Origin of the sequence: Desulforapulum autotrophicum HRM2 (assembly GCF_000020365.1) — a bacterium.
GTDB lineage: Bacteria > Desulfobacterota > Desulfobacteria > Desulfobacterales > Desulfobacteraceae > Desulforapulum > Desulforapulum autotrophicum.
Genome location: NC_012108.1, coordinates 2,406,907 through 2,428,674, shown reverse-complemented (window position 1 = coordinate 2,428,674; position 21,768 = coordinate 2,406,907). Strand labels below are relative to the sequence as shown.

General features: G+C 50.5%; 18 protein-coding genes. 8 read left to right on the top strand and 10 right to left on the bottom strand.

What is annotated here, in order from left to right; genetic code table 11:
* Nucleotides 1–167: 167 nt before the first annotated feature.
* Genes HRM2_RS10650 through HRM2_RS10620 form a run of 7 tightly spaced genes read right to left on the bottom strand, consistent with a single transcriptional unit; the run spans nt 168 to nt 6,968 of the window.
* Nucleotides 168–1,472 carry a TRAP transporter large permease gene (locus tag HRM2_RS10650; RefSeq protein WP_015904020.1) on the bottom strand — a complete coding sequence of 435 codons (1,305 nt, stop codon included), beginning with the start codon at nt 1,470–1,472 and terminating at the stop codon, nt 168–170.
* Nucleotides 1,469–1,939, bottom strand: a complete 471-nt coding sequence (locus HRM2_RS10645) for a TRAP transporter small permease (RefSeq protein WP_015904019.1) — start codon at nt 1,937–1,939, stop codon at nt 1,469–1,471. The genes HRM2_RS10650 and HRM2_RS10645 overlap by 4 nt, the downstream gene beginning before the upstream one ends.
* Nucleotides 1,939–2,988: a TRAP transporter substrate-binding protein gene (locus HRM2_RS10640; RefSeq protein ID WP_015904018.1), complete on the bottom strand. Its 1,050-nt coding sequence runs from the start codon at nt 2,986–2,988 to the stop codon at nt 1,939–1,941. The genes HRM2_RS10645 and HRM2_RS10640 overlap by 1 nt, the downstream gene beginning before the upstream one ends.
* A 10-nt stretch (nt 2,989–2,998) precedes the next feature.
* Entirely contained in the window at nt 2,999–4,294 is a 1,296-nt protein-coding gene (locus HRM2_RS10635) for a phenylacetate--CoA ligase family protein (RefSeq protein WP_015904017.1), read from the bottom strand.
* Nucleotides 4,294–4,854: a 2-oxoacid:acceptor oxidoreductase family protein gene (locus tag HRM2_RS10630; protein WP_015904016.1), complete on the bottom strand. Its 561-nt coding sequence runs from the start codon at nt 4,852–4,854 to the stop codon at nt 4,294–4,296. Before HRM2_RS10630 ends, HRM2_RS10635 begins: the two co-directional genes overlap by 1 nt.
* Complete coding sequence (locus HRM2_RS10625; RefSeq protein WP_015904015.1) at nt 4,844–6,667, bottom strand: thiamine pyrophosphate-dependent enzyme; 1,824 nt, start codon at nt 6,665–6,667, stop codon at nt 4,844–4,846. Before HRM2_RS10625 ends, HRM2_RS10630 begins: the two co-directional genes overlap by 11 nt.
* Nucleotides 6,651–6,968 carry a DNA-binding transcriptional regulator gene (locus HRM2_RS10620; RefSeq protein ID WP_041273202.1) on the bottom strand — a complete coding sequence of 106 codons (318 nt, stop codon included), beginning with the start codon at nt 6,966–6,968 and terminating at the stop codon, nt 6,651–6,653. Before HRM2_RS10620 ends, HRM2_RS10625 begins: the two co-directional genes overlap by 17 nt.
* A 529-nt stretch (nt 6,969–7,497) precedes the next feature.
* Between HRM2_RS10620 and HRM2_RS10615 the strand changes: the two genes are divergently transcribed.
* The 5 genes from HRM2_RS10615 (at nt 7,498) to HRM2_RS10595 (ending at nt 15,726) form a co-directional block, all read left to right on the top strand.
* On the top strand, nt 7,498–8,295 hold the full coding sequence (locus tag HRM2_RS10615) for a transglutaminase domain-containing protein (RefSeq protein WP_015904013.1): 798 nt from the start codon (nt 7,498–7,500) through the stop codon (nt 8,293–8,295).
* A 93-nt stretch (nt 8,296–8,388) separates the two neighbouring features.
* Nucleotides 8,389–9,174 (top strand): DnaJ domain-containing protein, encoded by a 786-nt coding sequence (locus tag HRM2_RS10610; protein ID WP_015904012.1) that lies wholly within the window; start codon nt 8,389–8,391, stop codon nt 9,172–9,174.
* A gap of 91 nt (nt 9,175–9,265) precedes the next feature.
* Entirely contained in the window at nt 9,266–13,369 is a 4,104-nt protein-coding gene (locus HRM2_RS10605; RefSeq protein ID WP_015904011.1) for a hypothetical protein, read from the top strand.
* Between the two features lie 172 nt (nt 13,370–13,541).
* The gene (locus HRM2_RS10600) at nt 13,542–15,143 is read left to right on the top strand and encodes a L,D-transpeptidase family protein (RefSeq protein WP_187149360.1); all 1,602 of its coding nucleotides are present in this window, start codon (nt 13,542–13,544) and stop codon (nt 15,141–15,143) included.
* Nucleotides 15,144–15,159: 16 nt separating this feature from the next.
* A complete protein-coding gene (locus tag HRM2_RS10595; RefSeq protein WP_015904009.1) occupies nt 15,160–15,726 on the top strand; it encodes a YcbK family protein in 567 nt (188 codons plus the stop codon).
* A 68-nt stretch (nt 15,727–15,794) separates the two neighbouring features.
* Here HRM2_RS10595 and HRM2_RS10590 read toward each other — a convergent pair whose 3' ends face one another.
* Genes HRM2_RS10590 through HRM2_RS10580 form a run of 3 tightly spaced genes read right to left on the bottom strand, consistent with a single transcriptional unit; the run spans nt 15,795 to nt 19,788 of the window.
* Nucleotides 15,795–17,528 carry a long-chain-fatty-acid--CoA ligase gene (locus HRM2_RS10590; protein WP_015904008.1) on the bottom strand — a complete coding sequence of 578 codons (1,734 nt, stop codon included), beginning with the start codon at nt 17,526–17,528 and terminating at the stop codon, nt 15,795–15,797.
* Between the two features lie 25 nt (nt 17,529–17,553).
* Nucleotides 17,554–18,621, bottom strand: a complete 1,068-nt coding sequence (locus HRM2_RS10585; RefSeq protein WP_015904007.1) for a 4Fe-4S dicluster-binding protein — start codon at nt 18,619–18,621, stop codon at nt 17,554–17,556.
* Nucleotides 18,622–18,681: 60 nt separating this feature from the next.
* On the bottom strand, nt 18,682–19,788 hold the full coding sequence (locus HRM2_RS10580; RefSeq protein WP_041273201.1) for a 4Fe-4S dicluster-binding protein: 1,107 nt from the start codon (nt 19,786–19,788) through the stop codon (nt 18,682–18,684).
* Between the two features lie 152 nt (nt 19,789–19,940).
* On the opposite strand from HRM2_RS10580, the gene HRM2_RS25180 reads away from it, so the two are divergent.
* The 3 genes from HRM2_RS25180 (at nt 19,941) to HRM2_RS26600 (ending at nt 21,632) form a co-directional block, all read left to right on the top strand.
* Entirely contained in the window at nt 19,941–20,606 is a 666-nt protein-coding gene (locus HRM2_RS25180; protein ID WP_015904005.1) for a TetR/AcrR family transcriptional regulator, read from the top strand.
* 13 nt (nt 20,607–20,619) lie between these two features.
* Nucleotides 20,620–21,015: an ACT domain-containing protein gene (locus HRM2_RS10570; RefSeq protein WP_015904004.1), complete on the top strand. Its 396-nt coding sequence runs from the start codon at nt 20,620–20,622 to the stop codon at nt 21,013–21,015.
* A gap of 416 nt (nt 21,016–21,431) precedes the next feature.
* Nucleotides 21,432–21,632 carry a hypothetical protein gene (locus HRM2_RS26600; protein WP_148214604.1) on the top strand — a complete coding sequence of 67 codons (201 nt, stop codon included), beginning with the start codon at nt 21,432–21,434 and terminating at the stop codon, nt 21,630–21,632.
* Nucleotides 21,633–21,768 lie beyond the last annotated feature (136 nt).

The window sequence follows — 21,768 nt, the reverse complement described above, 5'->3', positions numbered from 1 at the left end:
CACCTTACCTTAAAATCGGTGAATCGGTCAATATGTAAGGGTCATGGAAATTTTAAAATGTGCCAGACCAACGCCGGATTTTTGCCTGGTTTCAAGGCGCATCAATGGGAGCATATTGAAATATGTGCGCATTAACGTAACGCAGAAGTTACCTTGTCAGTTGCCAGCTACCCCAAAAAACCGGGCAGAAAGGTCACAAGGGCAGGAAAGAGAATCAGCAGCAGAATGGTGATCATGTAGGCGGGAAGAAACAGGGCCACGCCCTTGAACACATCCTTGAGGGGGATATCACCTGCAACGCCTGCCACCACATAGGTGGTGGCCCCAACGGGTGGGGTAACGGCTCCAAGGGTAGTGACAACGGTGATGGTGACGGCAAACCACACCGGGTCATACCCCATCTGAATGGCCAGGGGGAAAAAAATGGGGATGGTGATCAGCAAAAGAGCCAGGGCGTCCATAATGGCCCCGCCCAGGGTATAAATCAAACAGATGCAGGCCATGACGGCCCAGGCCGGAAATTCCAGGGCCGCAACCCCGGCTGCAAGGTCAAAGGGGATACGCGTAACGGCAAGAAACCGTCCAAAGATCATGGCACCGGCGATGAGCATGATCACCATGCACGAGATCCTGAGGGTGTCAAGCACGGCCCGTTTAAAATTGGCAAAGGAAAGGGTCCTGCCCACAACGGCAATGACCAGGGCAAAAAAAGCCCCGGCAGCTCCAGCTTCGGACGGGGTAAAAAAACCCACCCACAACCCGACCATGACAAGGCCGAACAGCAGAAGCATCTCCCCTGCCCCGGACAATGAAGCCACACGATCCCTAATCGGTTTTTTCTCAACCACAGGGCCCCATTCCGGAAAAAGCCGGCAGACAAACCGAACAGTAGTGAGAAAAAAAACGGTCAGGATTACACCTGCCCCGATGCCCCCGTAAAACAGCCGTGCGATGGACTGTTCGGTGGCAAGTCCGATGATGATGAGCACCACGCTTGGCGGAATAACCACCCCAAGGGTGGATCCGCAGGCAATGGCACCGGAGCTCAAGATGGTCGAGTACCCGTATTTTCTCATTTCAGGCAGGGCCACCGTACTCATGGTGGCGGCCGTTGCCGTGTTCGATCCGCAGATGGCGGCAAAGGCGCTGCACGCCATGATGGTGGCCATGGCAAGGCCGCCCCGGATATGGCCGGTCCAGTAGTGGGCTGCCCGGTACAACCGCTGGTTGACACCCGAGTAAAAAGCAATCTGGCCCATGAAGATAAACAGCGGAATCACGGTGAGCCCGTACTTGGAGGCCACAGACCAGAAAACCGAGCCTGCCATGTTCATACCGGCATTAAGGTTGATCACGTGGGAGAACCCTAGAAAACCCACCATGGCCATGGAAAACCCCACGGGCATTCCCAGAAAAAAAAGCACACATAAAAGCACGACGATGCCAACGACGCCAACAAAGGTAAGGCTCACGAAGATTCTCCAAAGGCTGTCAACAGTTCATACACAAGCAGCAGGACAAGAACTGCCACCCCAAAGGCCAGGACCAGGACCACCGGATAATAGGGAATTCTCAGGGTTTCCGACACCTCGTTCACCGCCTTGAGGTTGAGCCCTGTCCGTGCAAGCTGAACCCCGAGAAAGGAAAAAAGCGCAATGCTTGCAATGTTGCTTACTGCCCTTGCCACCTGCTGCACCTTTCTGGGAAAGGCATCAAACAGAATGCTCACGTAGAGATGCTCTTTTTTTGAATGGGAAAAAGAAAGACTCAACCCGAACACGGCAGCCCCCAGGAACCCCATGATCTCGAAGGTTCCCCGGATGGGCATGCCGGCCTGGCGGCCGACAATATTTGCCGTTGTCAAAACGACCATCACGACCAGAAAGGTTCCGGCAATCAAGGTCTGAATGGTGGTAAGTCCTGCCAGTACTCGCTTCATCACTCACCTTTTGTATGCTGGTCAACAAGATGCTGGATGGTATCCACAATGGCTTTACCATCAAACCCTTTTTCCGAAGCCGTAGTGATCCATCGCTGGGTAATCGGTGCAAGGGCCTTGTTCCAGGTGGCGGCGGAGGCATCATCAAGTTCGACAAATTCAACCCCGTGGGTCTTTTTAGACCATTCAACGGCGTCGTTCACGTGATTGTCCATGTAGGTTCCCGTCCACACGGCCTGCTCCCTTGACAGGTTCTCCATCACGGTCTTAACCGCCTGGGGCAAGGCGTTCCACCGGTCAAGATTCATGACCACGGCAAAGGGGTAGACCACCGTGTTTGTCAGCGTTGCATAGGGGCATTCCTCAGCAAACTTAAGGTCTTTCATCACCTCAAGGGAGGAAAAAAGCCCCTGAACCACACCCTTTTGAAGGGCCTCGGGGGTTGCAGACATGGGCATACCGATCTGGTTGGCACCCCAGATTTTAAGGATTTCAGCAGCCCCACCAGACGCCCTTAAATCCATTCCCTTGAGATCCCCAAGGGTTGCCACCCGTTTTCTTGACATGATGTTGGCCGGTGCCGTGGTGAACAAGGCCAGCACCTTGACCTTGTCAAAGGCCTTGGGTTTATAAGCGTTGAACAGATCGGTCAGCACAAGGCTTCCCACCTTGGAATCAGGAATGCCAAGGGGAAGGCTCACGGCGTTGGTCACGGTGAAACGGCCCGGCTGGTAGGCCATGCAAAGGCAACCAATATCGGCCTGGCCCGAGATCACTCCGTCCATCATCTCCTTTGGCCCGAGAAGGGTCCCGCCGGGAAAGGTGTTGATCCTGACAGCATTGTCTGTCCGTGTTTCAACCACGGTTTTCCACTGTTCCATCTGAACACAGGGGAAGGTGGGTGCCGGGGGAAAATTGGCATAGTTGAGGGAAATGGTTTTTGCCGACACCGGGGGGATGGAGACAAAAACAACCGCAATCACGGCCAGAAAAGCAATGGCGACCGTTCCCAGGGCTGATCCAATAACAGGCTTAAGCGCTCTTTTCATTTTTTCTCCTTTAACGGCTGTTGCCGTTTCTGTTATCAAAAACCCGCTGGCTTTTTTTCTGGGTCCTTGGAAGGGAATGGTAATCGGTTATCTCAACCGCTGCCCGGACAAGGAGTTTTCGCCTCACCCGGTCCGATATCATTGCGACAAGGGCCGCGTCGTCATTGCTGGATGCAAATTCCGACCGTTCAACCCGGATGGTCATCATGTCCCGGCCGTTTTCCTGGTGATCGAGGATGACCTGGTATTCGCTGCCCACCTCTGGAACAGGATCAAGGATCAGGTCGATCTGCTGGGGATAGATATTAACGGCCCGGTAGATGAACATGTCATCACTGCGGCCCTGGATCCTGTCGTGGCGGGGAAACGCCAACCCACAGGGGCAGTCGCCTGGAAGTAACCGGGTGATATCATGGGTGCGGTACCGGATCAGGGGGCTTGCCTCCTTTTGAAGGGAGGTAATCACAAGCTCACCGAACTCACCTTCGGGAACGGGCTTCAAGGTATCAGGATCAATGATCTCGTAAATGAAAAGGTCATTCCAATAATGCATACCCTGGTGGGCCTTACATTCAATCCCGGTGCCCGGTCCGTAAAGCTCGGTCAGGCCATAGATGTCGTGGATTTCACTGACATTGAGAAGTTCGCCAATGTGGGCACGCATGGCATTGCTGTGACGCTCGGCACCCAGTATGATACGCTTGAGGTTAATCTTGGACCTGAGGTCCCTTTTTTTAACCTCTTCTGCCATGAGAAGGGCCATGGATGCGGTCGAGCAGAACACGGTGCTCTGCATATCAACCAGCATCTCCACATGCATATCGGTATTCACAGGCCCCATGGGAATCGCCATGGCGCCAAAACGTTCACACCCCAGCTGAAAACCCGCCCCGGCTGTCCACAATCCGTACCCCACGGCAATGTGAACCCGGTCACGGGTTGTCATGCCCGAAAGTTCATAGCAGCGGGCAAACATGTCGGCCCAGGTATCAATGTCTCGCTGGGTGTAGCACATGACCTTACGTTTACCGGTTGTGCCCGACGAACCGTGGATTCTCACCACCTGATCCTCGGGTACGGATCTCAACGGCAGCGGGTAATCATCCTGGAGATCCATTTTTTCAAGAAACGGCAACGACTCAAGATCCTTTAAGGATTGAACATCCCCCGGTTCGATTCCGGCGGCCTTAAAGGTTCTCTGATACACCCTTGAATGGGTTACCCCGTGGTTGACAGTCCACTTCAGACCGTCAAGTTGAATTTTTTCAATGTCCTCTTTGGTTAACCCCTGTGGAATAAACCCCATCACCCCTCCTTTCTGATGTTGTTGTAACCTGTTTCAACGGCCAGGAGGGCCTTAGATCTCACGATCTCGTCCTTTAACGAAAATATTTTTTCAACCTGGGCCTTGACTGCTTCAAGGGAACATACCGGCACCATCCCAATGGCGGCGCCAAGCATGTATAGATTAAATGAACGAACATTGTCGTCCGCCTCTGCCATTTTCTCCCCGTCCATTGCAGTGAAATTTTCCCCTTCTCCAGCAAGGTCAGGAGAATTAACCAGGGCCTGACCACCCGGTTTGAGATACCCCCTGTGCTGGGGATAATTTTCCTGTTTCAATGTCAGTAAAAGATCCGCATTCCCAGGCCGGATCAAGGGACTGGTAAATGTGCCGACCTTTAAGTGGGAAATTACCGTCCCGCCCCGCTGGGCCATGCCATGGGTCTCAGAGGTGAGCACCCTTTTGTTCTCATCCATGCAGGCCTGGGCAAGCACCCGTGTCACAAAGAGCACACCCTGGCCTCCCACGCCGCTGATTACGATCTGATAGTTCATCTGATTTTCCATTGAGTTAATTGACATGGACGATGGACCCCTTGGGGCAGACCGAGATGCATACGCCACAGCCCGTGCAAAGGGCAAGGTCAATGTCCACACGTTTGTTTTCACTGTCAAGGACAAGGGCCGGGCACTCAAAGTGTGAGACACAATAGCCGCACCCGTCGCAGTCATCGGTCACTTCAACCTTTGTGTACCGGGCGATTTTTTCAGTTTTGGAAAGGTTGAGCACACAGGGCGATCTTGAGATCAGCACACTGGGACCATGGACCTTTGAATGGGCAATGGCCTCCTTGATCTCCAGGATAAACCCCTTGATATCCATGGGGTCTGCTGTCCGGCAATAGGTGATACCGCACCCCTTTACGAGCATTTCAATACTGATCGATCCCACCTCACAGCCTGAGATATCGACCCCGGTTGCAGGGGTGGGTTGATTGCCCGTCATTGCAGTGGTACGGTTGTCAAGGATCACAACAACAATGGGAACCTTTTGAACCACTGCATCAATGAGCGGTGGCACCCCTGCATGGAAAAAGGTGGAATCGCCAATGGTGGCAACAATGGGAGGTCGTTTTTCTTCGCTATAGGCGTGGGCAAAACCTGCAGCCTGGCTGATGGCGGCTCCCATGCACAGGACCGTGTCAACGGCCATAAGGTTCATGCCAAGGGTGTAGCAGCCGATATCGCTGGTGTAGATTCCCTTGGGTGCGGCCTTTTTAATGGCAAAAAAACTTGCCCGGTGGGGGCAGCCGGCACACAGGGTCGGCCGTCTTCCAGGGACAGGCTCCAGCAGGTGGGAGAGGGATTTAACACCTGTAAACTCGGCAATGATGGTTTCCATGATTTCAGGCAGCAGCTCGCCTGTCCGGGGAACATGACCGCTCTCCTTTCCTTTGACCTTATCCCTTCTTGCAAGCTGCATCTCAATGATACCCCTTGTCTCCTCAAGCACCAGGATGTCGGTGTGGCGTTCAAGGATCTCATCCATAAAGGCCGTGTGCAACGGATAGGGCTGCAACACCTGATACAGGGCCACCTTGTCTCCCACGCCAAGATCGGCAACAATATCCCTGGCATGGGCGCAGCTGACGCCGGCCACCACAATTGCCTTTTCAGGGGTGCCACAATCAGGGTTGAGCCGGACCGGGGCGGTTTCGGCCCAGGCTGCGATGCCTTCAAGCTTTATCTCAAGCTCCTTGTGGAGTTTCAGCCGAAACTTGGGGGTTGCGGCCCATCGGCCAGGATCTTTTTCAAAATGTGCCTCAGCTGTTCCAGGGGTGATCGTCCTTAGTTCAATGTCCTGGCGGGCGTGGCACACCCTTGTGGTGGGCCGCACCATCACCGGAATTTCAAAGGCTTCCGACAGCCTGAACCCCATGCCCACCATATCCCTTGCCTGCTCCGGGGAATCCGGATCAAGGACCGGCACCTTGGCCGCCATGGCATAAAGCCTGGAATCCTGTTCGGTCTGGGACGAATGGGGACCGGGATCATCTGCACTGATCACCAGGAATCCACCCTTGACGCCCAAATAGGCCCCGCTCATGAACGGATCTGAAGCCACGTTAAGACCGACCTGTTTCATGGCCACAACACTTCTCAGGCCGGCAATGCTTGCAGTGTAGGCAATCTCAAAGGCCACCTTCTCGTTTATGGCCCACTGCACATGGAGGGATTCAAGACTCTCTGATTTTTTAAGGACAGCAACGGCCGGAAGGATCTCGGATGCCGGGGTCCCAGGATAGCCAGTCGCCATCCGGCAGCCGTTCTCGCAAAGCCCCCTTGCCAGGGCTTGATTCCCCAGCACAAGGGAGCGTTCATTTTCTTGTGTCAATCTTTTCTCCTTTATCGACAGCCTTTACAGCCTGTCGTAAAATTTTGAAGACAATCGAATTCTTTTTTTTCAAAATCTTGGATCCCCGCGTAATCTTGCAGAGGCTGATACCATATTTTTCAGCAATCTTACGCTGGGTCATCCCTCGATCAAGATCGGTCAACAGTTTCCAGCGCAGCGACAAATCTGCAAGCTCACCCGGAGTGAAGATCTCCTGGAAAAACAGATCCAGCTCCTCCAGATTATCGGACTGTCGTGCAATCGCCACAACAGCCTTTAACAGCTCTTTTTCAACCTTCATGGCTCTCCTCTGCCCTGTAAATGTTTCTTCGTGCAGAAACATACACCACCCAAATAAATTTGCAAGGTTTTTTCCATGGGCCAAAAGGGTCAGACCCGGCAAAATCTAACGGTCATGGAAAAATACCAGGTGAAACAGGTCAATCGCCATTTAAAATATTTTTGTTGATTTAACGATCGCATATCAAACGGGTAAACAGGACAGCAAGGGGCTGCATTTTTAAATATTGTAACAATTTTGGAACGGTGGTATTTTTAATTAGTGCCTGACCGAAAACCCATATTTGGATGGCTCAAAGAGCAGCGATACTCATAAAATTTCCCAGATGCAAGGCGCGGACAAAGCTGAAACCGGAACGTACTCTATTACGTGAAGATTTTAGTTTTGTGAAGCAACGCAGCAGGTGGGTGAGTTTTCGTTCAAACACAAACGAACTTTACTGGAAACCCTTACTGCCCGTTACCCAAACGGTCAAAGCCTGATACCTAAAAGTTAAGTATCATTATCATACATCAACAGAGGAATTTCCATGTGGTTACATGCTTCTTGTTTACTTGAATTCAACATCCCGGTTGACACTCCATTTTTACTCATGCTCCGCCCCAGGAGTGGTCGGCAACAGTGGATAGGTCGCGAGCAGTATGTAATGCTGCCTAGCGTAAGGGCGGTCGAGTTCACCGACCCGTTTGGTAACCTGTGCCAGCGTTTGGTGGCACCAGCCGGACCATTCTCAATTAAAACGTCAGTGGATGTCGAATGCGCTGATGCTTCAGATACGGCTCCAGGATCACCCTTTGTTGAAGTGCAGAATTTACCTGAGGAGACCCTACCCTTTCTGTTGCCAAGTCGGTTTTGCGAATCAGATCGTTTCACTCAGATGGTGGCAGCGCTTGTCAAGGGACGGTCATCAGGATACGACCAGTGTGCCGCAATCGTCGACTACATTTCCCAAACGTTACAATACACACCTGGGTCCGGCCAGCAGTGCAAAAGTGCTTGTGAAGTCAATGAGAGTTCACAGGTTGTCTGCAGAGATATGGCTCATTTAGGTATTGCATGTTGCCGGGCGCTTTCAATTCCCGCCCGTATGGTCGTAGGCTATCTTGAAACACTTGAACCCATGGATCTTCACGCTTGGTTTGAAGCCTTTGTGGGAGGGCGGTGGTATACTTTCGATCCAACACAAAAGAACCTTCAAGGTGGTCGTGTGGCGGTTGCCTATGGACGGGATGCAGCCGATGTAGCCATATATACGCAATTCGGCGAACCTGTAACTCTAACCCGCATGGATATAAGCGTCAAGCGGATGTCAGTGCCACTTTATTAATTAATCAACTTTCGGGATTGGCTGTTTACATGAATGGCCAGAGACGTACATCTATACACATTGTCCACTTAAATATTTAATGCAGGGAAAAATATGGCCGGCCAGGATTATTATGAAATTTTAGGGGTCTCAAAAAATACGGACACCGCGCAAATCAAAGCGGCATACAGGGATCTGGCGTTTAAGTTCCATCCTGACCGAAACCAAGGGGATCTTGATACTCAAGATAAAATGAAGGCCCTGAATGAAGCCTATGCCGTATTGTCCGATGCAAAAAAACGACAAGATTACGACGCGTTTCAGCAGCAGTATGGATCTACCGGAGCGTATACACATTTCCGGGAGACCTATTCGGAACAGGATATTTTCTCGGGAACCGATATTAACAAGGTGTTTGAAGAACTGGCCAAGTCTTTTGGGCTCAGAAATTTTGAAGAAATTTCCAAAGAATTCTACGGTAAAAACAACGCCTTTGAATTTAAAAACGCCAATGTCCATTTCAAAGGGTTTTTCTTTTCAGGGACAGTGAATCCGGGCAGGGCTTTTTCAAGAATGAAGACATCAGGACTCCTGGGCCAGGCCACCCGAACCCTGTTGAATAACATATCAGGGGGGCATATGGCTCAACACTGCAAAGATCTTCACGATACCATACGTATTGATCCTGATCTGGCAGAAAAAGGGGGTTCCCATGCATATTACCATAAACAGCGGACAAAGAAGCTGGTCGTAAAAATTCCGCCCGGTATCCGCCATGGGCAGCAAATCCGCCTCGGGGGTATGGGCGAGGAAGGCAGCACCGGGCCCGGAGACCTGTACCTGAAAGTTGAGGTAAAACAGTCCATACTAAACTATATCCGAAAGCACCTTCCATTTTAAAACGATATGACCCTGGCAAGGGATTCAGTGTTTGAAGGAAAACGTACCCATCTGCCGCCTTGCTGCATAAACCTGAAAATGGAGAAATCTTGTGAGAGAAACACATCGCTTTATTTTAAAAACCATCAACCTGGCAGGTGTTCTCATTCTCATTTTTGTATTGATACGACCTTGTTTTGCAAAAAGCACCGTGCAGGTTCCGGAACTTCTCCAACCCTGGGTCGAGTGGGTTCTGCATGACAAAGCAGAGCAATTGGAATGCATTCCGTACTATAACGACGCCGGCAGATATGAATGCGCCTGGCCTTCTGAACTATCGGTGACCCTGACGGATCAGGGCGGAACGTTCAAACAGTCCTGGCTGATACACCATGAAACCTGGGTACCGTTGCCGGGCAGCAGCACCCAGTGGCCAAAAGAAGTTATGGTGAATGGTGAGGCCGGTATCATCGTTGAGAAAAACACGATTCCCGGTGTCTTTCTTAAAACGGGGATGCATACGACAACCGGAGCGTTTTCCTGGCCCGGGCTGCCTGAAAACCTTCAGGTTCCCCAGGAATCAGCGCTGGTTTCCTTGACTGTTAACAATGAAAAGATCGCCTTCCCAAACCTTGATACCTCAGGCAGGCTCTGGCTGAAAAGTGTGCGGACCCAAGAAAAAGTTGAAGACCGTTTAAAAATCGAGAGTTTCAGGCTGATAACCGATTCAATTCCCTGTCAAGTGCTGCTTTATTTCACCCTGGATGTATCAGGATCTGCAAGGGAAATTACATTGGGACCTCTTTTCACACCGGAGAATTTCACCCCGCTTTCAATAAAAAGCCCCCTGCCGGCAAAGCTTGAACCGGATGGAAGACTCAAGATGCAGGTACGGCCCGGACAATATCATGTCCGCTTGAATCTGCGATATTCAGGGCCGTTGCAGTCACTTGTATTTAATCCCCGGAATGACGGATTATGGCCCGCACAGGAGATCTGGTCATTTAATGCTCAACCCGATTTAAGGCTTGTTGAAATCAATGGGGTGCCGTCAATTGATCCGGTCCGAACGTCCATGCCTTCGGACTGGTATGCCTATCCCGCATACAGAATATTACCCGGTGAATCCATGCAATTTACCCAAATCAAACGGGGGGACCCAGAACCGGCACCCGATCAGCTGACATTGAACCGAAGTCTCTGGCTGAAATTTGATGGCACAGGATATACGATTCAGGACACCATCAAAGGGCAGAAAAACACCAATTGGCGGCTGGAAATTGATCCGTCCATCGCCCTTGGAAGGGTTGATTTGGATGGTGTCGAACAATTGATTACCCAACAGAAAGGATCTGACAAGGCAGGCATTGAACTTCGCAACGGCCGGATAAATCTTGTGGCAGACAGTGTTTATCCGGGAAAAATTTCAAATCTTCCTGCCACAGGATGGGATCATGATTTTCAAGAGGTAAGGGGACGCCTTTTCCTTCCCCCGGGCTGGAAACTGCTGAATGCAACCGGCATTGATAATATTCCCCGCACCTGGATAAAAAAATGGACCCTATTGGATTTTTTTATTGTTTTAATTTTCACTATTGCACTTGCCCGGCTTTTTTCAAAACCCCTGGCCGGAATTGCCTTTTTAACCCTGGTCCTGATCTATCACGAACCCGGTGCTCCAGTCTATGTCTGGCTGGCGCTGTTAATCGGTCTGGCTTTGCTCAAATACCTGCCCGAAGGAAAATTTAGAAAAATAGTGAAATTTTACCAGGGAATGGCTGTTTTATCCCTTGTTGCCATTGCCATTCCCTACACTGTCCAGGCGCTGCGCATTGGGATGTATCCCCAGCTGGAAAACCCCCGGACATCAATGGTTGAATATGCGTCACAAAAACCATTGGCATCGCCCATGCGCACACAAATGGACAGTGTACAGGAAATGGCACCGCAAGAAATGTTTTCCAAGACTGAATCTGGAGCCAGAAAGGCCGTGGAGATGAAAGGCAAGTCAGCCACCGATTATGGTTCCCAGGTCATGCAGTATGATCCGAAATCCCTCACCCAGACAGGGCCGGGTATGCCCAGGTGGCTCCCTTTTGAAACCATTCATTTTAACTGGGCCGGACCAGTGACCCGTAATCAGGCCGTCTCGTTTACCCTCATCGGTCCACGCACAAATCTGGTTCTGAGCTTTGTGCGCGTCTTTCTGATACTGTTGCTCGCACTGGGCATGTTCGGGATCAGGTTTAAAAAAGGCTCTGGCATTCATTTTACCGGCATTAAGGCGTTAAAAATCTTCTCTTTTCTTGTGCTGTTTTGGCTGAGCCCGGCCCCTGTAAAAGCCGCTGAAATTCCCTCCCCGCAACTACTCGATGCCCTGCAGGCGAGGCTGCTTGAAAAAGACGAATGCTTTCCTTCCTGTTCGAACATTTCAGATGTTCATATTAATATCCTTGAAGATGAACTCACCATCAACGCCCGTATGGACTCAAAACTGTCAACCGTTATTCCCATCCCAGGGCACATAAAACATTGGTTGCCCCAAGGGGTAATGATCGACGGCATCCAGGCCAAAGGTCTTTTAAGAAAGGACAACGGGTTATGGATGATGGTTCCCCCGGGGAAACATATCGTGACCCTGGTGGGGCCAGTTCGAAAGCAGAATATCCTGCAGTTGCCCTTTCCCTTAAAACCCCATGCCGCTGTCATTACAGCGGAGGGGTGGTCTGTGGAAGGCGTGAACCCGGACGGTACGTTTGATGGCCAGCTGCAGTTCAAACGAATTGTGGAAAAGAACAACAAACACCAGGAAGTTTTGGAAACAGGGGTCCTTCCGCCTTTTGTCAAAGTAGAACGGACACTGCTTTTAGGCCTTGTCTGGAAAGTTCAAACCACACTCACCCGCCTGAGTCCCACCGGCACAGGAATCCTGCTTGACATTCCTTTGATACCAGGGGAATCAGTTACCACTGAAGGGGTCAGGGTAGCAAATGGCTTTGCCAGAATCAATTTGCATGCCGATCAGCAGTCAATCACCTGGGAATCTTTTTTAGAACCCGCGGATCAGATAATCCTGATACATCAACAAAACAGCACCTGGACTGAAATATGGAAAGTTGATGTGAGTCCGATCTTTCATCTCACCTATGACGGCATTCCTGTGATCCTGCATAAAACCGGAACCCGCTGGTATCCGACATGGCATCCATGGCCAGGGGAGACCGTCGGGCTGAATATTTCCCGTCCGGCCGGAATCAAAGGGCAGACATTGACTATTGAAAATAGCCATCTTGAATTGCGGCCCGGCCAGAAAACCACGGCTGCAAGCCTGAGGATGTCCATCAAAAGCAGCCAGGGAGGGCAGCATACCATCCGCCTGCCATCTTCTGCCACATTACAGGAAGTCAGAATCATGGGAAAACTTCAGCCAGTGCGCCAGGACGGCAGGAATGTTGCCCTTCCCATCACCCCGGGTCAACAGGATATTGCACTTAAATGGATTGAATCAAGGGGAATGATGACGCGATACACGAGCCCCCGTGTTGATCTTGGTGCCCCCAGTGTAAATTCAAGTATTGACATCCATATGCCCAGGGACCGATGGCCCTTGTTCGTCGGAGGAGACCCCCTGGTTGGACCGGCAGTGTTGTTCTGGTCGATTATCATCATTCTTGTGCTTGTGGCCGGGGGATTGTCCAGGACGGGTTGGGCACAACTGAAGTTTTATCACTGGCTTTTGCTGAGTATTGGTCTGTCCATGAGTCATCTGGCCGCTGGATTTATTGTCGTGGCCTGGCTCATTGCATTGGATCGCAAAAAGCGTTGTGAACACTTCACCGGGCACAGGTTTAATTTTATTCAGATCGGGATTATTACCCTGACACTGGCTGCAATAGGATCCATGGTCTATGCCATTTCCAACGGGCTGCTGGGGCATCCCGACATGAACATTGTCGGAAATGGCTCCAACAGTGGTTTGCTGCGATGGTACCAGGATATAAACCTTTCCACATTGCCCCAGGCATGGGTCTTGTCAATCCCCATGGTGTTTTACAGAATTTCAATGCTCATATGGTCCCTATGGTTCTCCTTCTGGCTCGTGGGAATTTTCAAATGGGGCTGGCAGCAATTTACCCGGCCAACCATCTGGTACCCTTTACCCCTTCGAATAGGAAAAAGAAGCAAAATCGATTCAACCCAGGAAAAAAGGGGATAATTTATATCTATCTATATTTCATCATGGTATATAATTTATTGCAAAATCAAGGTGTGCAAGGCGCACCATAAAATTACAAACCAATTCCAGTCAAGAAAATAACGGTAAGGCAAGGCCGGTCAAAATGAGAATTATAAAAATTTGTGGGATAGTACTGCTACTGTGTTTATGGTTGCCAGCTGTAGATGGCATCGCCAGCGAAGAAGATCTTGCCAGGGCCATGGCTGACCACCTTGAGTGCTATCCTGTGGAACTCCTCAGTTTCAAGGATCAAAAACCATCCATTGCCAGTGAGGATGTATGTCTTGCGACCATTTACCACGAACTGGGCGCTAAACCGTTATGGGTTTCGGTAGATGGACCAGGAATGCGTGCAGAAATTATAGCAAGATATCTAAAGTATGCAGACAAAGAGGGGCTGGATCCTGCTGATTATCAGGTGGAAAAGATAGAGGGTTTGTGGACGGATCCAAGCCTTGAATCCCTGGCAAAGCTTGATACGCTTCTGACCTATAACATGGTGAAGTATATCCACGATGTCAGCTATGGTCAGCTTAAATCCTACATGGTCAACCCGGAACTCTTTGCCGAAGCCGGAGAAAGGGGCTTTGACCCCCTGAAAATGGTTGAGACAATCCTTGCGACGGAAAATCTTGATGAATTTTTTCAATCGTTACCGCCCCAACACCATCAATACAGAGGTCTTAGAAAAGGCCTTCTTCATTATGGCCTGCTGAAGTACAGCGGGAAGTGGAAAGATCTATCCGGCACGGAGAGTATCAGACCGGGCGATGAAGATGAAAGAATAGTTGAAATCAGAAAAAGAATTGCCCTGCTGGAAAACGATAACAAGGAAATTTCAAAGAGTGCCGAACCTTCTGTCTATGACCATGAGCTCCTGAAAAAGGTGGTTCTCTTTCAGCAGACCCATGGCCTTGTCCAGGACGGCATTATTGGCAGAAATACCATTCAGGAGTTGAATAAGTCTCCAGAAGACCGGGTGGATCAGATAAAAATTAATATGGCAAGGTGGCGCTGGCAGGATCATGGGTTGGGGGATAAATATATTCTGGTTAATATTGCAAACTACAGTCTCTACGCCTGCAAGACAGGTGAGCTCAAATTCAGCATGCCTGTAATTGTCGGAAAATTTCAGCATCAGACCCCGGTTTTCAGTGACAAGATCAAATATCTTGAACTCAACCCATACTGGAATGTGCCATCCAGCATTGCCGTAAACGAAGACCTGCCGGGACTGAGAAAAAACCCCAGCTACCTTGTCGAAAAAAACATTCGACTTTTTTCCAACTGGCAGAAAGACGGAGTTGAGATTGATTCAACAGCCATCAACTGGAAACGGGTCACGCCCTCTGAGATGGCGAGGTTCAAGTTGCGCCAGGATCCAGGACCAACCAATGCTCTTGGCAGGGTAAAATTTGTCTTTCCCAACCACTACTCCGTCTACCTCCATGATTCCCCGGCAAAAAGATTGTTTTCAGAACAAAAACGATCATTCAGTCATGGATGCATCAGGGTTTCAGAACCGGAAAAACTGGCGGTATTTCTCCTTGATGAAGAGGGCAGTGAATGGAATATAGAACAGATTCATGATCTAATCAGTCAGGGCAAAAGAAAGGTGCTGAAGATTCGCCTGCCAGTCCCTGTGCACATCACATATCAAACAGCATGGGTTGACAAAGACGATGAAATTCTTTTTAATGGTGACGTTTATGGAAGGGATGAAAAGTTATATAAAGCATTAATTATAAAATAAGGAAACGTTTTTAATCTTGAAATCAATCTCAAGTTCTGGTGAAAACCACGGAAGAAAAATAAGCAGACGTTTTTTTTTACTGGCATCGGCCCAAATCGCGGCAGCTGTGTTAGTGCCTTCATCTGTTCTGGCCACACCTTCAGAACCCAAGACGTTAAGGTTCTATCACACCCATACCGGTGAAAGGATCTCGGTGGATTATTCACCCGAGACTTATAAGGGTTCAATGCGCAGGGAGCTTGAATACTTTCTCCGGGATTTTCGCACCGGGGAGGTTCACCGCATTGACCGGCGTCTTCTGGATGTTCTTACCACCATTCAGCACAACTGCGGCAGTCATTCATGCTACGAGATCATCTCCGGCTACAGGTCCGCCAAAACAAATGCGTTCCTGCGGAAAAAGAGCAGTGGCGTTGCAAAAAAAAGCTACCACATGCAGGGAAGAGCCATGGACATTCGACTGGCAGATCTCGATACAAAAGTTCTGCGCGACCTGGCCATCAAATTTAACAGGGGTGGCGTCGGCTTCTACCCTAAATCTGATTTTGTTCACATAGACACAGGCAGGAAAAGAAGGTGGTAGATGCCGACTCCGGCTGTTCAGGGCAGGCCGGATTCCCCGGTGAGAGAACCCGACTTCAGGCCTTAATCTTAGTTGTTCAATTCTTCGTCCCGTAGTACCCTTCGTAAGATCTTTCCCACATTGGACATGGGAATTTCATCCCTGAATTCAATCTGTCTGGGCCGTTTGTAACCGGCCATGTGTTCCCTGCAAAAGGCCATGATTTCCTCTTGGGTGGCAGTTTCACCTTCCTTGAGCTTGAGAAAGGCCTTGACCTGTTCCCCGCTTTTTTCGTGGGGGATACCAATGACGGCGACCAGCTCCACCTTGGGATGGGTAAAGAGGATGTCTTCCACATCCCTGGGATAGACGTTGAATCCACCTACCAGGATCATATCCTTTTTCCGGTCAGTGATGACCACATACCCGTCTTCGTCAATATGGCCGATATCTCCGGTGAGAAAATAGCGACACCCATCAATCTCAACAAAGCTGGTTTCATTGGCATCGGGCCGCTTCCAGTATCCCTTCATGACCTGGGGGCCGCAGCCGGCAAGTTCACCGTCTTCTCCCCGGGGCATTTCCTGGGTGGGGTCGTTGATATTCAAAATTTTCACATCGGTTTCAGGCAAGGGAAAGCCGATGGAACCAATTTTACGGGTCTCGGTGAATGTGGGATTGGCTGTCAGGGCCGGAGCGGTTTCTGTTAATCCGTATGCCTCAAAGATAATGGCGCCGGTCTTGTCTTCAAATTCCCGGCACACATCAGGGGGCAGCGGCGCACCGCCTGAAATACATCCCATGAACGACGACAGATCATATTTTTTCAAGTGGGGATGGTTGGCAAAGGCTACAAAAATGGTGGGGACAGCCGACATGAACGTTGTTTTATATTTTTGAACGGACTGGAGAACTTCGGTAAAGGGCGGGTTTCCGGCCCTGGGGTCAGGGATGCATACAATCCTGGCCCCCAGGGTGCAGGCCACCAGCATGGCACCGGTGAGCCCAAAACTGTGGTACCAGGGCAGCACGCCAAGGATGCAATGGGCGTCACCTTCCCGGAGTGTTTCAGGCTGTCCCCCGGGTTCCTGGACCAGCCGGCACCATTCAAGGGAGGCAAGGACATTGTAGGTGAAATTGGTATGAACCAGTTCGGCTCCCTTGGGCAGACCTGTGGTCCCACCGGTATAGAGCATGATGGCGGTATCGTTTTCAGGATCAATGGAAACCTCGGGGGGAACGGGCAAGGCATTGGCCACCACATCATCAAAGCGAAGATGGCCGGGTTCGATCCTGTCCGCCCCTGGGATTTTACCCAGAATCCCACCGATAAACCCCTTAAGTCTGGGCAGATAGGATTTAATATTGCAGACCACAACGGTTTCAACTCCCGTGCCTTTAACCGCAGTCACCGTGTTCTTATAAAATTCAGGATGATCCATGCAGAATACTATTTTGGATTCTGAATCGTTGAGCTGGTGGTTGAGTTCCGGGGCCGTGTAAGTGGGGTTGCAATTGACGGCGGTTGCACCGGCTTTGAGAATCCCAAATAAAATTTCAGGAAAATGGGGCAGGTTGGGAAGAAAGATCGCCACCTTATCCCCCTTTTTTATGCCTTGGTTGGCCAGAAAATTGGCAACCCGGTCGGCCGTGTCCTTGACCTGGGCATAGGTTTTGGTTGCCCCGGCAAAGAGGGTAAATACGTTGTCCGGATATTTCTGGGCGGATCGGTCCAGAAGGTGAAACAAAGGAAACTTATAATCTTTTACGGTGCGGGACACGCCTTGGGGCCAATAGGGGGTCTGCCAGTCCAGATGGGTCATTTTATCTCCTTTGCGCGTTATCGGGTTATACAACGCCTCTTTTTTGTGCCATGGTCATCATTTGCTCAAAACTGTTTTCCGGGGGAACCTGGTACAGGTCTGTGTCCTTTTGCTCAAGGGTGATGGCAGCCGTGGGGCAGGTGGTGACGCAGAGACCGCATCCGATACATCGATCCCTGTTAACCAGGGCATGCATATCTTGATCAAGTAAAATAGCATCCATCTGACATCTTTCCAGGCAGGTTTCACATCCTGTGCAAAGATCCGAATCAACCCTGGCAAAATGATTTGAAAAAACCATGTCTGCAGGTTTGGGATGGCCCTTGAGGGAGGTCAAAGGTCCGCAGCAGTCTCCGCAGCAATTGCACATGCCACTGGGATTCTTGGACGTGGCCGGCTGGGTGACCAGACCGGCGTCATGGGCCATGGCCAGGATTTCTCCGGCTTCCTTGATGTCAATCCTTCGTCCCATGTCATGGTCCAGATAGTACTGCCCCATGGATCCGAGCATGAAACAAACCTCAAGGGGCTTTCCGCAGGCCTTGTCAAGGAGAGTGGATGACTTCCGGCATGAACATTCAGAAATCACAATGGGATCTGCCTTTTCAAGAATTTTTATGGCATCGTCATAGGCTGCCACCCGGGTTCGGGATTCAAGGGACTTGTGCACGGGAATCACCCGCAGAAAACTGGACAGGGACGAGGACATGGCGTTCTTGAACTCTTCAACCATGTACTGGCGGACCATGGCGGCCAGCTCTTTGTCCATTTTGTTAATCTGGAATTCAAAGAGTCCGTGGACAAATGGGATGGCCCCGTACCGGATCGTATCTCCCCGTTTAAGGGAGAACAGCAGACCGCGGTCTGACATGTCAGCCAGGATACTGGCTGCCTTTTCTGGGGTTTCACCGATTCTTGGGGCAATGGCTTCGGGTGTTTCCAGTTTCGGGCTCAATGCCAGGAAGACCCCGGCATCTGCCACGGAAAACAGTTTTTCCAGGATTTTAATTTCAATGCCGGACGCGGTGGCCGGAAATCCCATGGAATAGTTATCCAGTCGTTGTTGCAATGTTCTGAAAACAGAGTCTGTCATTTTCATCCTCCTGTATAAAAAAAAATCATCATTCCAGGGCATGAACAGTTCCACCACGAATCATGCCCGTGATTTGTGTTCAGCCAGAGCCATACGTTCTTTTGCCATGCGAACACTCATCTCCATGGCATTATCCGGCACATCCGGAAACACGTCATTTTCCACCATGGAAATCGCATGCTCTGGGCAGCCCCCCACGCAAAGCCCGCATCCAATGCAACGGTCCCTGTCCACCTGGTGGACAAAGGTTTTCTTCTGGGCCGGGATATCCGTGGCAAGGATGGCATCGATCTGGCATTTTTTTGTGCATTTTTTACATCCGCTACAGGCGGTCCCATCAATGACCGCGTGAAAGGCTGCATGCACTTCTTGGGCGGGTTTGGGAAATTTTCCCAGGTTCTTGAACAACTGGCAGGATTCATTGTCACACATGCACATGTTGACAATTTCTTTTGAATTGGTACTGAAAGGCACCAGGCATGCGGCTTCGCACTCATCTATTTTTTCCATGAGCTGGTCCTGGGTCAGGGACCTGCCAATACCGTTTTCAACGTAGTATTGGGCCACAAGACCAAAAACCAGACAGGTTTCCATGGGCCGGGTCACGGGATTCTCCTTTTTTGTCTGTTCCACCCGGCAGATACAGGGAGCCACGGCATAGGGACCGTTGCCTGGACCTTTGACAAGATTCCGTATCATATCATAACTTTTTACGGTATCCTTGCCCGATACCGACGTTTCAACGGGCACCACCCGGAGCTGTTTGGTTTTACGTTTTTTCCAGTGGTGCTCAAAAAGCCCTTCGTAAATATCGTCTGCCAGTTCAGCCACTTCCCTGTCCACGGCATGGACATGCCATTCGTAGAGCCCCATGATAAAGTTGGGGTGCCGAAAAAATGCGCCCTTGGGGGTGGTGATCCTGAACAGGCTCCCCTGGGAGGCCATGGCATGGATTTCTTTAACCGCCTCAGCGTGTTCCATATCCAGGCGCTGGGCAATGGTTTCGGCTGTTTCCGGAACCAGACCTACGGCCATGGCAATCCGGGCCTGTAAAGGGGTATAAAATTTTTTGAGCATTTTGATTTCTGCCCCGGATGCCGTGGCCGGGTATCCCGCCGGCATACTGTCAATGTGTTCGCGTAGCCGGGTGTAAATCGTGTCATCCATATTTCTCTCCTCAGGTATTTTGTACGATCGTACAAAACTCCCATGGAACAAGATCTGTGTCAACTGAAATTTTGTACGATCGTACAAAAAAGTTGAACACATAAACACCCTGTGTTAGGTTGGACCATCCGAAACTGGAGAAAAAACAAGAAATGAAGAAAAAAGATTCAAACCAGACCCGGCAGGCCATTTTGAATGCTGCCATCCAGGTTTTTGCCCAGAAGTCATATACCGCCGCCTCAATCCGGATGATTGCAAACCAGGGGGGCGTGCCCCATGCCCTGATCCGGTATTATTTTTCCACCAAGGCCGACCTGTTTGATGCCGCTGCCCAAAGCATCTGTGCCGAACTTTGCCGGGCATCGGAACAAGCCATCCTTGAGGTGCGCACCATGAATCGGACCCAGGGTTTTTCCTGCTACGTCTGCCGTCTGATTGAATTCTCCCGAAAAAACCCATGGACCTTCAGAATCTTTCTACTGAATCTGTCCGCCGAAACCGTGGAAACCGTCCCTGGAAGAACCCGGTTCCTTGATACGGTTGAATCGGTGCGGAAACAATTGGTCCAATCCCTGAGATTCAAGGCCCCCCATGAAGATCTCTGCCGATTCTCGGACAGTTTTAATGCCCTGCTGTTTTATTATCTGGGAACCCCTGAAAGTGCGGCCTGGCTCCTGCAACTGGACCCGGACTCTGACACCTATTATCAATGGGTCCACCAGACCCTGGTGGGCATTTTTCTTCCTGCCCTGGAAGATTTATTCCAGGGGACCTGGAAAACGGAGAACACCTGTTATGATCTTGACCGGGACAAATAAGGAGTATTGAATTATGGCAGGCATTACAGAACTTGACACCTTGCTGAATTCCATGCGCCCCCGACTCATGGATGGTGAATTTGTTTTTTGTACGGTTCCTGGGGCTCTTTCCAACTATTTAGAATTGGAACCCCTGGCGACCGTTCAAGAGAGTGAAGGAGTGACATTGGTATTAAACAAGGACTCCGCGACAAAAGCAGGACTTGTGTTTGAAGGGGTTTACAGACAAATCACCTTGACTGTTCATTCCAGTTTAGACGCGGTCGGTTTAACAGCAGCAGTTTCATCCAGGTTAGCTTCAAGGGGCATCAGTGCCAATGTAATTGCAGCCTACTACCACGACCATATTTTTGTTCAAAAAGAAAAGGCCGATAGTGCCATGGCAGCTTTAGAAACCTTTGCCCAATAACCGGCACGGCCTGAGCAAGTTATGGCCCGGCCTCAACGAATTTTGAAACGCAGTCATTGACAATGCTTTGGCGAGAGTTTCATATAAAACCCACATGTCCTGCCGGACACAACGAAGCATGAAACTCGAGAATACAGGGAAAGCGATCGTACCACTGCGCCCCCCTTGGTTACCCTGAACGGAACGGTAAACGTCGGGGGTCTTTTTGCCCTTCCAGACTAAAGCGCAGGAACTGCGGGCTAAAGTCCTCAAACAGCCTGCGCTTCTTAACGCCTGAAAGGGCAAAAATCCGACCCCTTTGGTTTACAATGTTCCGGTCAGGGAAACCAAAGAGGGCTCTAAAGTCGAGACTTTCACAATGATGTTTCGACAAGAGTTTCATATAAACCCACATGTCCTGGCGGACACAACGAAGCATGAAACTCGATAGTAGTAGGCCGGTGGGAACGGGTGTTGCCCTGAACGGGTTAAATGGCAACGGTGGACACGAGGTCCAAGGAGTTGCCATTTCCCTCGGAGCAGGCCATGGACGGCCTGCGAGAATGAGTGAAGGGCAACACCCGTTTCCGCCGGCCGGTCGAAGCGAGTTTCATATAAAACCGGCACGGCCGGAGTAAGGTATGGCTCTCGGCCACAACGAACAATGAAACTCCATTGATTGCAATGCTTTGGTGGGTGTTTCATATAACCGGCACGGCCGGAGCGAGGTATGGCTCCGGCCTCAACGAATTTTGAAACACCTTCATTGACAAT

Excerpts from the sequence above, each read along its gene's own strand:
- HRM2_RS10645 (WP_015904019.1), bottom strand. The coding sequence starts at position 1,939 with ATGAAGCGAGTACTGGCAGGACTTACCACCATTCAGACCTTGATTGCC.
- HRM2_RS25180 (WP_015904005.1), top strand. The coding sequence starts at position 19,941 with ATGAAGAAAAAAGATTCAAACCAGACCCGGCAGGCCATTTTGAATGCT.
- HRM2_RS10640 (WP_015904018.1), bottom strand. The coding sequence starts at position 2,988 with ATGAAAAGAGCGCTTAAGCCTGTTATTGGATCAGCCCTGGGAACGGTC.
- HRM2_RS10585 (WP_015904007.1), bottom strand. The coding sequence starts at position 18,621 with ATGACAGACTCTGTTTTCAGAACATTGCAACAACGACTGGATAACTAT.
- HRM2_RS10580 (WP_041273201.1), bottom strand. The coding sequence starts at position 19,788 with ATGGATGACACGATTTACACCCGGCTACGCGAACACATTGACAGTATG.
- HRM2_RS10590 (WP_015904008.1), bottom strand. The coding sequence starts at position 17,528 with ATGACCCATCTGGACTGGCAGACCCCCTATTGGCCCCAAGGCGTGTCC.
- HRM2_RS10630 (WP_015904016.1), bottom strand. The coding sequence starts at position 4,854 with ATGTCAATTAACTCAATGGAAAATCAGATGAACTATCAGATCGTAATC.
- HRM2_RS10615 (WP_015904013.1), top strand. The coding sequence starts at position 7,498 with ATGTGGTTACATGCTTCTTGTTTACTTGAATTCAACATCCCGGTTGAC.
- HRM2_RS10620 (WP_041273202.1), bottom strand. The coding sequence starts at position 6,968 with ATGAAGGTTGAAAAAGAGCTGTTAAAGGCTGTTGTGGCGATTGCACGA.
- HRM2_RS10570 (WP_015904004.1), top strand. The coding sequence starts at position 20,620 with ATGGCAGGCATTACAGAACTTGACACCTTGCTGAATTCCATGCGCCCC.
- HRM2_RS26600 (WP_148214604.1), top strand. The coding sequence starts at position 21,432 with ATGAAACTCGATAGTAGTAGGCCGGTGGGAACGGGTGTTGCCCTGAAC.
- HRM2_RS10610 (WP_015904012.1), top strand. The coding sequence starts at position 8,389 with ATGGCCGGCCAGGATTATTATGAAATTTTAGGGGTCTCAAAAAATACG.
- HRM2_RS10635 (WP_015904017.1), bottom strand. The coding sequence starts at position 4,294 with ATGGGGTTTATTCCACAGGGGTTAACCAAAGAGGACATTGAAAAAATT.